The following is a 14,626-nucleotide window of genomic DNA, read 5'->3' on the forward strand; positions in this document are numbered from 1 at the left end:
CGCAAGTTTTGAGGACCGCCAAATTTACAGATCGCAGTCAAAACATGCTTTAGCTTCTCGTTTAGCCGATGTCTGCATCCAACGCGCAGACAATTAGTTGACTGCTCTGACCGCAGAATAAAGCCTGCGAAACCGCAATAACCGTTCGAACATTTCTGATAGGTCAGAGGGTTCAAACATTTTGACAGCTGACGGACGAAGCGCGAGATCGGTCATGCTCAATGCGCCGTCGCCACAGGCTGCCAATCGCGCCGCGCCACAGGCCGGACCGGAATCCGCGTCCTCTGAGCGAACAATGGGTTTTCCAGTAACCGACGCGATCATATCCAGCAAAAAATCTGACTTGCTGCCTCCTCCGATCGCTGCGAGTTCCGGCAATTCTTTAATACTGTCACCGAAACTCTGTGCCGCATCGGCAAAGCAGAAAGCAATCGCTTCGACCACGGAACGGCAGATGTCTGCGCGAGTTGTGGAATCCTCCAGGCCAAAAAAACAGGCTCGGATATGCGGGTCGCCATGAGGGCTGCGTTCCCCTGTCAGATAGGGCAGAAAAATTGGTACACGGTCCCCGTTGACCGTTTCGGCAAGTGCAACAACTTCGGCTGCGGACAGTCCCAACTGCCCACCTATCCATGAAATCGGCCTTGCGCCGTTCAGCATCGCTGCCATTTGATACCAACGGTCGGGCAAAGTGTGCGCAAAAGCATGCACATAGCGTTCGGGGTTTGGCTTGTAAGCCTGGTCCGCCACGAACAACTGGCCGGACGTTCCTAGAGAGATAAACCCGCGCCCCGTTTCGGTGGCGCCCAAAGATACTGCTCCGGTTGCTGCATCTCCACCTCCGGCAACGACTGGCGTGCCGGGTTTCAAGCCGGTCTCAGTTGCCGCTTGCGTTGTTACGGCTCCAACGCAATTGTGGCCATCGAATATCTGTGGCAACCAATCCCCTGCAACATCAGTGGCTTCGACGATACCGGCGTGCCAGTCACGCGACACCTGATCTAGCCACAATGTTCCGGCGGCATCGGACGTATCGGTTCCCAATTCCCCATGCAGGCGCAACCCGACATAGTCCTTGGGCAGCAGAATATGGGCAAGTTGGGCATAATACCTAGGTTCATGCTGTTTTAGCCATGCAATCTTGGGTGCGGTGAAGCCGGGCAAAGGGAGGACGCCCGCGATTTGACCAATCTGAGGCAAGGCCGAACGCAATTCATCGCACTCTTGCGCTGCCCTGCTGTCATTCCACAGGATTGCCGGGCGGATTGGGCGCAAATAACGGTTCAGCAAAACGGCCCCGTGCATCTGGCCTGACAACCCAATTGCTTTCACCTCGGACAGACTAATTTGCCCAGAAAGATGACCCAAGGCGTCGCGCGTCGCCTGCCACCAAAGATCCGGGTGCTGCTCTGACCAACCGGGCTGCGGTGAGGACGTTTTTATCCCTATAGAGGACGTCGCCAGAATTCGATCAGTGTCTGCGCAGACAAGTTTGACCGCAGACGTTCCGATGTCGATCCCGAGATACATTCAAACCCCTTGCCTGCACAAAAGTTCGAAACTTGTCTTTCTATTGATCTTTTTCGCGCGCGCAAAGAATATGTAAAAATAGGATAAGATCAAGGCGGCTCAGGTCGGCAGGCAGACAGGTATGACCAAGATAAAGAACATGGAAGAGTTCGCGGCCCTTAGCGGTATCTCGCGGCCAACGGTATCCAAGTATTTCCACGATCCAGACAGTGTCCGCCCGACGACGAGGGCTCGGATAGAAGAGGCGTTGGAGCGGTTTGACTACCGCCCAAACATCTATGCAGTGAACCAGAACCGCAAACTAACCAAGAATATAGGCATCGTCGTGCCTTACCTAGCCGATCCGTTTTTCGCTGAAATCGCTCGGTATCTAGAGCAAAGCTGTATCGCGGCGGGGTACCGCCCGTTTCTGTTCAGCTCTCATGGCGAACAAAAGCTGGAAAATGAAATCCTGGACGGCTTGCAATCTTTAAAGCCCGCAGGCGTTTTGTTGGCGCCTTTGGGACGTATCTCAGACAAGTCAGCAATCGAGAAATTCTGCGCCAGAGTCCCGACAGTCCTGTTTGACAGTAACCTTGACGGATTGGGCGCGGCGTTTATTGGGTCCGATAATTTCAGCTTTGTGTCTCAGACCGTTGAATATATGACCCGCACGGGTGAGCCGCCTTCGTTCTTCGAAATGCGGACGCCTGCGAACCCCAATGCCAACAAGCGGCGCAAGGCTTATGTCGACGTAATGGACCGGCTGGGTTTTGAGCCTCATGTGATCAAAATTGAAGGCACGGGCTGGGCCTTTGAAGAGATTGGCCGAAAGGGTGCGCTCAAGATTTTGGGTGAACGCAAGCTGCGCACGGATTCTGTCCTGTGCAGCAATGACCGGTTGGCCATCGGTTTTCTGGCGGCGTGTTTCGAGGAGGGGATTCGCGTTGGGCGGAAAGACGGTTGTGCATTGCGGGTGGCGTCGAACGACGATCATCCGTTCGCAAAATTCACATGTCCCTCACTGACAACCGCCGCGCATGACTATGATAATGTGGCGGCGCGAAGCGTCGAAACGCTTTTTGAACTTATTGAAAACGGTGGGAAATTTGAGAAACGGACAGAAACCCTCTTTCCAGCACGGTTGGTCTTAAGGGAATCTGCATAACAACTAAAATTTAACGCGCGTAAAGTTTTTATTGACGGCGCGACAAATCTTCAACTAGGCTCTCTGCACAGCATCCAAGCTCAGGGAGGACAGGGATGTACTTGAAACACGCACTTCGTGCGGCGACTGCGCTGACTTTCGTCGCAACGGCAGCGGCCCACGCACAATCCATAACGATCGCAACCGTAAACAACGGCGACATGATCCGGATGCAGGGCTATACCGACAAATTCACCGAAGCGACGGGCGTTGAAGTCGAATGGGTGACGCTGGAAGAGAACGTTTTGCGCCAGCGCGTGACCACCGACATCACCACCAAGGGTGGTCAGTTCGACATCATGACGATCGGCATGTATGAAACCCCGATCTGGGGTGCGAACGGCTGGCTGGTTCCGCTGGATGGTTTGTCAGAGGAATATGACGTCGGTGACATCCTGCCCGCTATGTCGGGCGGTCTAAGCCATGACGGAACGCTCTACGCGGCGCCGTTTTATGGCGAAAGCTCGATGATCATGTATCGCACCGACTTGATGGAAAAAGCAGGCATGGAAATGCCCGAAGCGCCAAGCTGGCAATTCATTAAAGAGGCCGCAGCGGCCATGACCGACCGGGACGCTGACATCAACGGCATCTGCCTGCGCGGTAAAGCCGGTTGGGGTGAAGGTGGTGCCTTCATCACGGCCATGTCCAACTCATTCGGCGCACGCTGGTTCGACGAAGATTGGAAACCCCAGTTTGATCAGCCCGAATGGTCCGACACGCTGAATTTCTACGTTGAAATGATGACAGAATCCGGTCCAGCAGGCTATGCGACCAACGGGTTCAACGAGAACCTGTCATTGTTCCAACAGGGCAAATGCGGCATGTGGATCGACGCCACTGTTGCGGCGTCATTTGTGACTAACCCGGATGACTCGACCGTTGCGGATAGCGTTGGTTTTGCTCTGGCACCCGACACCGGATTAGGCAAGCGCTCCAACTGGCTTTGGGCTTGGGCACTGGCCATCCCGGCCGGTACGCAGCAAGAAGACGCAGCTAAGCAATTCATCGAATGGGCCACTTCAAAAGACTACATCGAGTTGGTCGCAGAAAACGAAGGCTGGGCAAATGTCCCACCGGGCGCGCGATCTTCTTTGTACGAGAATCCGGAATACCAGAAGGTTCCATTTGCCAAGATGACATTGGACTCGATCCTGTCGGCTGATCCGAACAACCCGACGGTCAAGCCGGTGCCATATGTCGGCATTCAGTTTGCGGCGATCCCGGAATTTGCAGGTATTGCGACGCAAGTCAGTCAGGAGTTCTCAGCCGTCTATGCCGGACAGCAAACGGTTGAGGAAGCGCTGGCCAAAGCGCAGGCTTTCACAGCCGAAGAAATGGAAGCCGCAGGGTACTAAGGCCTCCTCCCCGGCGGGCGGGCAGCATTGATGCCCCCCGCTATTCTCTTCCACGACTCGCGTTTTTCTCGCAGGCTACGCTACGCCTGAAAAAAGAGGGTTTGCGTTATGGCAACTCAACATTCCCGCTCGGTTGCTCGCCTGATGATGGCACCTGCTGTGGTCCTGCTACTTGGCTGGATGCTCGTGCCGCTGACGATGACGCTATATTTTTCCTTCAAGAAATATCTGCCTCTGCGCGGTGGGGATCTGGGCTGGGTTGGAATAGACAACTACGTTCGGTTCGTATCATCCAGTTCCTTCTGGCCCGCAGTTCAGGCAACGCTGGTGATCGTCGGAGGCGTTCTGATCATCACCGTAATCTTGGGCATCCTTTTGGCGATGCTGCTGGACCAGCCGATGTGGGGCCAAGGCATTGTCCGCATTCTCGTGATCGCGCCCTTTTTTGTCATGCCCACCGTGTCCGCTCTGGTCTGGAAGAACATGTTCATGGACCCGGTCAACGGCCTGTTGGCCCATCTGTGGGGCTTTTTCGGGGCCGAGCCGATCTCATGGTTGTCCGAGGCGTCGATGACCTCGATCATCATCATTGTGTCCTGGCAGTGGCTGCCCTTTGCGACCCTGATCCTGCTAACCGCAATCCAATCGCTGGATAGTGAGCAGTTGGAAGCGGCTGAGATGGACGGCGCGCCGGTTCTAAAGCGGTTCTACCACATCATCCTGCCTCATCTGAGCCGCGCGATCACCATCGTGATCCTGATCCAGACGATCTTCCTTTTGTCGATCTTCGCCGAGATATTCGTAACCACCGGCGGAGCATTCGGCACCCGAACACTTACCTACCTGATCTTCCAGCGTGTGCTGGAAAGCCAGAATGTTGGCCTCGGATCGGCCGGAGGTGTTTATGCAATCATCTTAGCCAACATCGTTGCGATCTTCCTGATGCGCATCGTCGGCAAGAACCTGGACGCGTGAGGAGGAACGACTATGACCCGCGTCGTCACAACCCGCCGCAAATCGCTGAACACCGCCTTCGCTTGGGGTGTTGGTTTGCTGATCTTTTTCCCGATCCTCTGGACCATCCTGACCAGCTTCAAGACCGAGGCACAGGCGATCGCCAGCCCACCGCTGTTCCTGAACTTCAACTGGACGCTGGAAAACTATGCCATCGTGCAGGAACGTTCGGACTATATGCGGTTCTTGTGGAATTCGGTCATTATCGCCGGGGGCTCGACTCTTCTGGGTGTGATCATAGCCGTGCCGGCCGCATGGGCCATGGCCTTCGTGCCCTCGAAACGCACCAAAGACATCCTGCTGTGGATGCTGTCCACGAAGATGCTGCCAGCGGTTGGCGTTCTCTATCCGATCTACCTGCTGTTCATTCGGCTGGGGCTTTTGGATACGCGCGGCGGGCTGGTTGTGGTCCTGATGCTCATCAACCTACCGATCATTGTCTGGATGCTGTACACTTATTTCCGCGAAATTCCGGGGGAAATTCTGGAAGCTGCGCGGATGGACGGGGCGACTTTGAAAGAGGAAATCCTCTATGTCTTGACCCCCATGGCTATCCCCGGCATCGCCTCGACCGTCTTGCTGAACTTCATCCTGGCCTGGAATGAGGCGTTCTGGACGCTCAACCTGACCGCAGTTGATGCGGCTCCGCTAACGGCATTCATCGCTAGCTATTCCAGCCCCGAAGGCCTGTTCTTTGCCAAGCTTAGCGCTGCCTCGACCATGGCCATCGCACCAATCCTGATCCTTGGCTGGTTTAGCCAGAAACAACTTGTCCGCGGCCTGACCTTCGGCGCTGTGAAATAAGGAACACGACACATGGGACGCATCCAACTCAAGTCCGTGACCAAAAGCTTCGGCGATGTGCAGGTCATTCCGCCACTGGACCTGACCATTGAAGATGGCGAGTTCACAGTCTTCGTCGGCCCTTCGGGCTGCGGTAAATCCACCCTGCTGCGTCTGATCGCGGGGTTGGAGGATATCACCTCGGGCTCCATCGACATTGACGGATCGGACGCCACCGACGTGCCACCCGCCAAGCGCGGTCTGGCGATGGTTTTCCAGTCCTATGCACTCTACCCCCATATGACCGTGCGCAAAAACATCGCCTTTCCTCTTCGGATGGCAAAACTGGATCAGGCCGAGATCGACAAGCGGGTCGAAGGTGCTGCCAGCGTCCTGAACCTGACCGACTATCTGGACCGTCGCCCCGGCCAGTTGTCCGGTGGACAGCGTCAGCGGGTCGCCATCGGGCGTGCTATTGTGCGCGAACCGGCGGCGTTTCTGTTTGATGAACCTCTGTCAAACCTCGACGCAGCGCTGCGGGTCGGTATGCGTCTAGAGATCAGCGAATTACACGAACGCCTCGCCACCACCATGATCTACGTGACCCACGATCAGGTCGAAGCCATGACCATGGCCGACAAGATTGTCGTCCTTCAGGCTGGGGTGATCGAACAAGTCGGCAGCCCGCTGGAGCTGTACCGGACACCACGCAACCTGTTTGTTGCGGGCTTCATTGGCTCTCCCAAAATGAACTTCATTGAGGGCGAAGAGGCCGCAAAACATGGCGCGAAAACCATCGGCATCCGCCCGGAACATATCGCTGTTTCGGAGACCGAGGGCGAGTGGTCCGGGGTTGTCAGCGTCTCGGAGCATCTGGGCTCGGACACCTTCTTCCACGTCCACGACACCGGATTGGCCGAGACGATCACGGTGCGCGCCGATGGCGAGGTCGGGTTCCGCCACGGGGACCGCATTCACCTGACCCCGCGCGCAGATGTGATCCATCGCTTCGACGCCCAGGGGTTGCGGATCGAATGAAACGGCTTGCGGGAAAAACCGCCCTGATCACCGGGGCTGCGCGTGGCATTGGTCTGGCCTTTGCCCAAGCCTATGTGGCCGAAGGTGCGCGCGTCGCGATCGCCGACATCGACATCGCACGGGCCAAAGACGCGGCCAGCCAGATCGGAGACGCGGCAATGGCCGTGGAAATGGACGTGACCCGCCAGCCCAGCATTGACGCGGCTGTCGCGCAAACGGCGGCGCAGTTCGGCCCGATAGATATCCTGATCAACAACGCGGCGATCTTCACCGCCGCTCCGATCACCGAGATCACCCGCGCTGACTATGGCCGCGTGTTCGACATCAACGTGTCGGGCACGCTGTTCACGATGCAAGCGGTGGCGCGGCACATGATTGAACACGGGATTCGGGGGCGGATCATCAACATGGCCTCGCAAGCCGGGCGACGGGGCGAGCCGCTGGTTGGTGTCTATTGCGCCAGCAAGGCGGCGGTCATCTCTTTGACCCAGTCGGCGGGGCTTAACCTGATAGCACATGGTATCCATGTGAACGCCATCGCGCCGGGCGTGGTGGATGGTGAACATTGGGACGGCGTCGACGCGTTCTTTGCCCGGTACGAAGGTAAGCCACCCGGCCAGAAGAAACGCGAAGTGGCGGCGACCGTTCCCTATGGCCGCATGGGCCGGGCCGAAGACCTAACCGGGATGGCGGTGTTTCTAGCTTCGGACGAGGCCAAGTACATCGTCGCCCAGACCTACAATGTTGATGGTGGAAATTGGATGAGCTGATGACCCCTGTGGCAGATTCACCCCCTCCGATCCTGCTCAGGCGCGACAGGCTTACAGACCTGCCAGCGACTGTGAGAACCCCTGCTTATCAACGTTCGGACCTGACGCCGGGCATCGTCCATATCGGGCTTGGTAATTTCCACCGCGCCCATCAGGCTTGGTACATTCATCAGCTTATGCAGCAGGGCCAGGCCCGCGATTGGGCCATCATCGGAGCTGGTGTGCGAAATTATGATGCCGTGATGCGCGAGCGGCTGCTGGAGCAGGACTGCCTGACTACTTTGATCGAACTCGACCCGCAAGGAACATCCGCCGAGGTGATCGGCCCGATGATCGACTACCTGCCGATTGAGGACAACAACGCTGCCCTTATCCGTAAGCTGGCTGACCCATCCATCCGGATTGTGTCACTGACGGTTACTGAGGGCGGGTATTTTCTGGATGTTAACACCGGAGCCTTCGACACGGATCACGAAGATATTCGCCATGATGCAAGGAATCCGGGCCAGCCTCGCACGGCTTTTGGTGCCATTGTAGCGGCGCTAAAGCAGCGCCGGGCGAACGACCACAGGCCCTTTACTGCGCTGAGCTGCGACAACCTTCAGGGCAATGGCAGGATTTTGCGCGACAGTATTGTTGGTTTGGCGCGTATGTCCGACCCTGATCTGGCCAAGTGGATTGATGAACACGGCGCGTTCCCGAATTCGATGGTGGATTGCATCGTACCCGCGACAACGGACCAAGTGGTCTCGCAAAGCCTCGCGCTTGGCATCGACGACCGCGCTCCTGTCTCACACGAGAATTTTCGCCAATGGGTGATCGAAGATGACTTCTGTGCCGGGCGCCCCCCTTTGGAACAAGTGGGTGTCACGCTCACCCACGACGTCCACAGCTATGAGGTCATGAAACTGCGGGTTTTAAACGGGGGGCACCAACTGCTCGCAAATGTCGGGGAAGTTCTGAGTGTTCCGACAATTTCAGATTGCATGCTGGACGAAGATATCCTGGCTTTTTTTGAGAAAGTTCAGGCGAAAGAAATTCTACCTCACGTCCACGCTGTACCCGGGACGACCGGGGAGGAATATCTCGAATTGGTAAAGAAACGATTTTCCAACAGTGCAGTCAACGACACAACACGCCGGGTCGCATTTGACGGATCTTCCCGACATCCGGTTTTCTTGCACCCATCTTTGCGCAATGCGGTTGAATCCGGGTCTTCCATAGATGGGCTGGCATTGGCTGAAGCGTTTTGGTGTAGGATGTGTGTTGGCATTCGTGAAGACGGCTCTGAAATTGCCCCGAACGACCCGCATTGGGAAGAGCTTCAAAAGACGGCACTGGCGTCCAAAGCCGATCCGGAACTTTGGCTGAACCAACGTCAGTATTATGGTACGTCGAACATAAGCAAACAGTTTTCTGAAGCCTTCACCGCGTGGATGACGGCGATCTGGCAGAGTGGCAGTCGGAGAGCAATAGCTGACTATGTCGCTCTGACCGGGTAATCATATTAACTTTCGCCGCAAGTCTGGATCAGTTTTCGATACGCTATTCACTTTCCGATGGTCAATAATAGGGCGTCGGCTTAATTGTGTTACTTGAGCCTCTGTCAATGTACTTGCAGCGATTGTCCACTTTCGCCCACTTTGTCAGGTATTGCACCGCTCGTTATTGTCGCCTTTGGGCTCGAAGCGGACATCTAATTGGTTTGGCCAGTGACTGCTGTGCGTTGTGACCAGTCAGTGAACAATTAATGGATACAAGTCTGCAATTTCTTGTCGGCACGGGAATCGTCCATCAGTGAGCCAATATCATCCGTGCCTCCCAATGAGACAACAACCTGCAGTGCCTAACCCCCAACAGATATCAAGCAACAAATGGAGGGTGTTCAATAGGGTAGATAGAAAAAGCCGAACTTACCCTATCGCACTGATAAAACGACTGTTTTTCAGGACTTATGGTGCCCAGGAGAAGCTGTGTCTCCGGTTCTATTCCCGTTACAGGCACCTTCTTTGGGTCTCCCGTCAGCAAAGTAAGGGGTATCGCGACAGCCAAGCCAAGGTCAACAGGCGCGTCGTGTACTACGGTTTGTACTACGGTAGCGTGGAGACCCCACGCACAGGCGGTTCCAGTGCGGGTACTCACATTGAAGCAAAAGGGGTCCCCGTAGATCGCTCCGGCTTCCCTCCAACTCGCCAAGGGCAAAGGGGGAGATTGCAGGTGCTCGTATAGTGATATGACCTCTGATATTTGCGACCCCAAAACTACCCGTCATTTCAAGCAGCCAAGGCAACGTCAGCGGTGACTTCACCTGTGGGAGGGTCCGGAACTTCGCCTCGCACCACTTCAGCAACTCCAGCACTCCATGAAGAGTTGCGACAGTATCGATCAGCAGCTTGCGAGATCGTGCAATAGCTGCGGCAACCGCTACAAAACAATTGCTTCTTGTCTGGGTTCGGGAGGATCAAGTCTGGGTTGGTCAGGATTTTGCGAACCTGCGGGCAGCGCCCGCTTCTGGCAAGCTGAACGATTTCTTTGATGTAACCCAGACGTTGCCCAGGTGGCATTGTATAGAGTGTCTCTGCCATCCTATCGGCCAGTTCGAATATCTCATGTTGTTTTCGTCTGATCGAGCGACTGTTAGCCGCGTTGGCTGGTCGCTGCTTTCGACGGTCCCGCTGTGAGCTGGCTTTGCGGCAGCTTGCCGAACAGAATTTCTTGTTGCTTCGGTAGAGGAATCATTGCCACACGCGGGGCATGAAACAAAAGATGGGGTAATAGACATGGATCGCTTTCTTTGCAGGTCCTCCGTCAGCGACGCCGTGCTACAAGCGCTGCATTAAAGGCATGAAAGACGACTACCTTCCTGTCTTGATTGGACGGAGAAGCAGGAAGACTGAGCGGAGGAGGGTGAGTGGCGCAATCTGCGTGAATACTTCGATAAGCTAGGGCAATCCACTTATCTGGAGAACCTTGCACTTAGCAAGCAAGCAATAGGAGTTGATACGCGATTATCCCGCTGAACCTCGCATCCTGTCACACCATTGAAGCCGATAGTTATGTCTTTGAAGGCCATGTGCCGTTCGAAGCATTGGAAGCCGTGTTGAGGGATCGGCCTGGCATCACAGGGCTTGCCGTTCCTGGCATGCCAATGGGCTCCCCTGGTATGGGCGACGATCCATCCGCCCGTTACGACGTCATTGCATTTGGGGGAGAGGCTGGGGCCGGTACGGTATACTACCGCGCGGGCACCGCGCAGCCATTCGATACCTGATGCCTGGGCACACAACACTCTTGGTCACCGGTGGGCTTGCGCTCACCGGTTTCGCCGTAGCTTTCGTTCTGGCCCAGCCCTCCGAAGCGGTCGGTCTATTGACACCGGATAACGCCAAACTGGTCGCCCTCGGCCAAGATATATACGCGGACCAATGTGCTACCTGCCACGGTGAGAACCTTGAAGGACAGCCAAACTGGCGGGTACGCGGCGAGGATGGTTTGCTACCGGCACCGCCGCATGACGCCACAGGGCACACGTGGCACCACGATGATGAAACACTCTTCAAATTGACCAAATTTGGCCTGGCCGGGCTGATGGAGAACGCGCCCGCAACTGGTATGCCGGTCTATGAAGGCGTGCTCAGCGATGACGAAATCATCGCGGTGCTGTCCTTTATCAAATCAACCTGGCCCGATGATCTTCGTGAATACCACGATGAACTGAATGCCCAATCCGAATAGGGGACAACTCAGATGATCAAACAAACTCTTGTCGGCTTGGTCGTGGCAATGGCTCCAATGCTTGCGGCCGCACATTCAAAGTCGGAAGCAACGACACCGGCTGACGGCGCGTCTGTCACGGATGTGCCGGAGCTTACCATACGGTTCGATGATCCGATGCGTATCATCTCGGTCGCGTTGACCTCACACGATGACGACGTCGAAATTGAACGCGAAACGGGCATGGACCCCACCACGGAATTCCGGGCTATGCCTTTGGAGGAGCTTGCACCCGGAAGCTACCGCTTCGACTGGCGAGGTATGGCTTCAGACGGTCACCCGATGCAGGGCAGCTTTTCTTTCACGGTCGCTGAGTGACCGGACTCTCCCCTATAGATGGTGTCGTCGTCTTGGCCATTTTGGCAAAGGCAATTGGCTACGGTGCGGCGCTGCTGGCGATGGGTAGCGTCCTATTCACGGTCCTCTTTGCCAAGCGCGCCGAGGCGACCGTTTTGCGCCTTGCACGTCACCTCGCGGTCGGTGCGGCGCTTCTCGGTCTCGCCGTTCTGGCTTTGAGTTTCGGCATCAGGGCGGCGCGGATATCCGGAATGGGCTTTGAGGGCGCGACGGACCCAATGATGCTTGGTTTTGTTTGGGACAGTCCGCTTGGCACCGCCGCTATTTGGCGAGGGGTGGGTGAACTTGCGATATTGGCAATCCTGCTTCCCCGCGTCGGGCAATGGATCGCTTTGGCGGGCAGCCTTGCCATTGCGATTTCCTTTGCCCAGGTGGGACACTCCCTCGGAGAGCCCAGGGGGCTTCTCGAAGTCTTACTGGTTCTGCATCTGCTGGCTGCCGCGTTTTGGGTCGGCGCTCTCCTGCCTTTGCGCAAAGCGGCACTCACCCCAACCGGGGCCGATCTACTTCACCACTTTGGCAGTGTCGCTGCTTACGGAGTAGCCATCCTGATTGTTGCGGGCGCAGCGCTCGCATGGCTGCTTTCGGGTTCTGTGGCCGCCTTGTTCGGGACGGCTTATGGATTGGTGCTTTTGGTCAAGGTCGTGATCGTTTCCGCCCTTTTTGGCATCGCGGCGCTGAACAAGTTGAAACTCGTTCCGGCTCTCGGGGCTGAGCAGCATGATGCGACTATCGCGCTCCGACGGTCGATTTCGATGGAGATGTTGGCTGTTGTCCTGATCCTGCTTGCAACGGCGACGCTAACCAGTGTGACGACACCTCCCATCAATCTCTAACGGGCAATGATCCGAAGCCGAAACTGCAAAGTTTTGTTACGAATGTCCGTTTAGGATGGGCTGCGGTCCTTTAGTATCAGCAGGCCAATGACCGCTGCGTCCGCGAAGCGGATACTCATGCCGAGTGGAGCGAATGACCGCTTCGAGTCCAAAGCGGGCGTGCTCGCGCAGTGTCTATCTCACCAAGTGTATGAATGCTTTCGCTCCAAGTTCTGGCTTCGCCAAAAGGTACGGTCTTAAATCCGGTAACTGCTCCACGCCGTGAGCGGCTGCGGTACTATGCGTCCTAGGTAATCGTGTCGGGAGGAAAATATGTTTAGAAAGAAGGCCTTTTCGTGCAAGCATTGTCATCAAATAATCGCTTGAAATCAGGCTAGGGATTAAATGAACGGCGCTCAATCACTCGTAAAAACCCTATTAAACAATGGTGTAAATACGGTCTTCGCAAATCCCGGCACCTCGGAAATGCACTTTGTCGCTGCCTTGGACGAACACCCGGAGATGAATTGCATTCTTTGCCTGTTTGAAGGCGGCACGACGGGAGCTGCAGACGGGTATTTTCGCATGAAGCGAGACGTCGCCGGCACGCTCCTGCATCTTGCACCCGGCTTTGGCAACGCCTTTGCCAATCTGCACAACGCCCGAAAAGCGGGGTCCGGAATCGTGAATGTAGTGGGCGATCACGCAACGCATCACCTCCGATATGAAAGTCCTTTGAAGGGAGACATCCTCGGTATCAGCCAAGCGGTCAGTCATTGGGCGCGTGTGTCGTCCAATGCCACCGACGTAGCCACGGACGGAGCGGCTGCGGTTCAAGCGGCCCGCGCGCGCAACGGTCAGATCGCAACGCTGGTCCTGCCTGCCGACACAGCTTGGAACAAAGCGAACGCAGCGGCAAACCGATTAGACAACCGAGAAAGCCTCTATCGTCCGTCAGTAGGCGACATAGAGGCCGCTGCAGCCCGTCTTGCGACGCCGAAAGCCGCGCTGATGATTGGCGGATCAGCTCTATTTGGACCGCAGCGTACACTGGCTGGAAAAATTGCCGCCGCTACGGGGTGCCGGTTGTTGGCCGATACTATGATACCTCGTATTTCCAAAGGCGCAGGAACAGCAAAGTTAGAGCAACTGGTCTATCCGATATCGCCCAAGACCGTTCAGCTGGAAGCAACGTCTTCGATCACTCTGCTTGGCGCAGATAGGCCAGTCGCCTTTTTTGCCTATCCTGGGAAACCTAGCGTGCCTGAACCACCGCATTGCCCCATTACGGACTTATGCACACCCACAGATGATATCGAGTGGACGCTGCAAGCGCTCGCCGAAGCGGTCGGGGTCACTGGTAAAACGGCGGCAGCAACCTTTCCGCTCGAACTACCGGACATTCCCACCGGTCAGCTGACACTCGAAAAAGTTGGTTTGGCTTTGGCAGCACTGATCCCGGAAAACGCTATCATCTGCAACGAATCCGTGACGTCCGGGTTTCATGTCATACCGCCGGCTGCCACCGCTCGCCCGCATGATCTGCTCGCCGGCACCGGTGGCGCGATTGGGCTGTGTTTGCCTTGCGCAACAGGCGCGGCCACCGCCTGCCCGAACCGACAAGTCATTGCTCTGACAGGGGACGGGTCGGCCATGTACACGCTACAATCACTGTGGACAATGGCGCGGGAAAATCTCGACGTCACGGTGATCGTATTTGCAAACCGCGGCTATCAAATTCTGCGCGATGAACTCACAAATGTCGGCGTGGCGAGCTATGGTCAGAATGCTCAGGCTATGTTTGACGTGGTGAACCCGACGTTGGACTGGGTTTCGCTGGCGAAAGGCCATGGTGTTCCAGGAACACGCGCAGATGACATGGACAACTTTGCAAAGGCGCTCTCCGCCGGTCTCTCCAGCGAAGGGCCATCGCTGATCGAAGTTGTGTGTCCACCACCCGCATGAGTATTCTGACACGGAACCTAAAGAGCAGACGAAACT

Annotated in this window: 13 protein-coding genes; 12 read left to right on the plus strand and 1 reads right to left on the minus strand. The window is 56.2% G+C overall.

Annotated features, from left to right (window positions below):
• Positions 1-93: 93 nt before the first annotated feature.
• Complete coding sequence (gene xylB, locus RUESEDTHA_RS07585) at positions 94-1,530, minus strand: xylulokinase (RefSeq protein ID WP_180885771.1); 1,437 nt, start codon at positions 1,528-1,530, stop codon at positions 94-96.
• 121 nt (positions 1,531-1,651) lie between these two features.
• On the opposite strand from xylB, the gene RUESEDTHA_RS07590 reads away from it, so the two are divergent.
• The 12 genes from RUESEDTHA_RS07590 to RUESEDTHA_RS07645 all read left to right on the plus strand — a co-directional run bounded on the left by RUESEDTHA_RS07590 (position 1,652) and on the right by RUESEDTHA_RS07645 (position 14,590).
• Entirely contained in the window at positions 1,652-2,677 is a 1,026-nt protein-coding gene (locus RUESEDTHA_RS07590) for a LacI family DNA-binding transcriptional regulator (protein ID WP_180885773.1), read from the plus strand.
• 95 nt (positions 2,678-2,772) lie between these two features.
• Positions 2,773-4,074: a sugar ABC transporter substrate-binding protein gene (locus tag RUESEDTHA_RS07595; protein ID WP_180885775.1), complete on the plus strand. Its 1,302-nt coding sequence runs from the start codon at positions 2,773-2,775 to the stop codon at positions 4,072-4,074.
• 108 nt (positions 4,075-4,182) lie between these two features.
• Entirely contained in the window at positions 4,183-5,049 is an 867-nt protein-coding gene (locus RUESEDTHA_RS07600) for a carbohydrate ABC transporter permease (RefSeq protein ID WP_180885777.1), read from the plus strand.
• A gap of 12 nt (positions 5,050-5,061) precedes the next feature.
• Positions 5,062-5,892 (plus strand): carbohydrate ABC transporter permease, encoded by an 831-nt coding sequence (locus RUESEDTHA_RS07605; RefSeq protein ID WP_180885779.1) that lies wholly within the window; start codon positions 5,062-5,064, stop codon positions 5,890-5,892.
• Positions 5,893-5,904: 12 nt separating this feature from the next.
• Positions 5,905-6,909 carry an ABC transporter ATP-binding protein gene (locus RUESEDTHA_RS07610; RefSeq protein ID WP_180885781.1) on the plus strand — a complete coding sequence of 335 codons (1,005 nt, stop codon included), beginning with the start codon at positions 5,905-5,907 and terminating at the stop codon, positions 6,907-6,909.
• Positions 6,906-7,679: an L-iditol 2-dehydrogenase gene (locus tag RUESEDTHA_RS07615; RefSeq protein ID WP_180885783.1), complete on the plus strand. Its 774-nt coding sequence runs from the start codon at positions 6,906-6,908 to the stop codon at positions 7,677-7,679. Before RUESEDTHA_RS07610 ends, RUESEDTHA_RS07615 begins: the two co-directional genes overlap by 4 nt.
• Entirely contained in the window at positions 7,679-9,181 is a 1,503-nt protein-coding gene (locus RUESEDTHA_RS07620) for a mannitol dehydrogenase family protein (RefSeq protein ID WP_180885785.1), read from the plus strand. The genes RUESEDTHA_RS07615 and RUESEDTHA_RS07620 overlap by 1 nt, the downstream gene beginning before the upstream one ends.
• A gap of 1,514 nt (positions 9,182-10,695) precedes the next feature.
• On the plus strand, positions 10,696-10,950 hold the full coding sequence (locus tag RUESEDTHA_RS07625; protein WP_255431653.1) for a DUF411 domain-containing protein: 255 nt from the start codon (positions 10,696-10,698) through the stop codon (positions 10,948-10,950).
• Positions 10,950-11,414 carry a cytochrome c gene (locus tag RUESEDTHA_RS07630; protein ID WP_180885787.1) on the plus strand — a complete coding sequence of 155 codons (465 nt, stop codon included), beginning with the start codon at positions 10,950-10,952 and terminating at the stop codon, positions 11,412-11,414. The genes RUESEDTHA_RS07625 and RUESEDTHA_RS07630 overlap by 1 nt, the downstream gene beginning before the upstream one ends.
• 12 nt (positions 11,415-11,426) lie before the next feature.
• Complete coding sequence (locus tag RUESEDTHA_RS07635; RefSeq protein WP_255431646.1) at positions 11,427-11,771, plus strand: copper resistance CopC family protein; 345 nt, start codon at positions 11,427-11,429, stop codon at positions 11,769-11,771.
• Positions 11,768-12,646, plus strand: coding sequence for a CopD family protein (locus RUESEDTHA_RS07640; RefSeq protein WP_180885789.1), 879 nt, complete (start codon positions 11,768-11,770; stop codon positions 12,644-12,646). The genes RUESEDTHA_RS07635 and RUESEDTHA_RS07640 overlap by 4 nt, the downstream gene beginning before the upstream one ends.
• Positions 12,647-13,030: 384 nt before the next feature.
• Entirely contained in the window at positions 13,031-14,590 is a 1,560-nt protein-coding gene (locus RUESEDTHA_RS07645) for an acetolactate synthase large subunit (protein ID WP_180885791.1), read from the plus strand.
• The last annotated feature ends 36 nt before the right edge of the window (positions 14,591-14,626 follow it).

This window comes from Ruegeria sp. THAF57 (genome assembly GCF_903914075.1).
GTDB lineage: Bacteria > Pseudomonadota > Alphaproteobacteria > Rhodobacterales > Rhodobacteraceae > Ruegeria.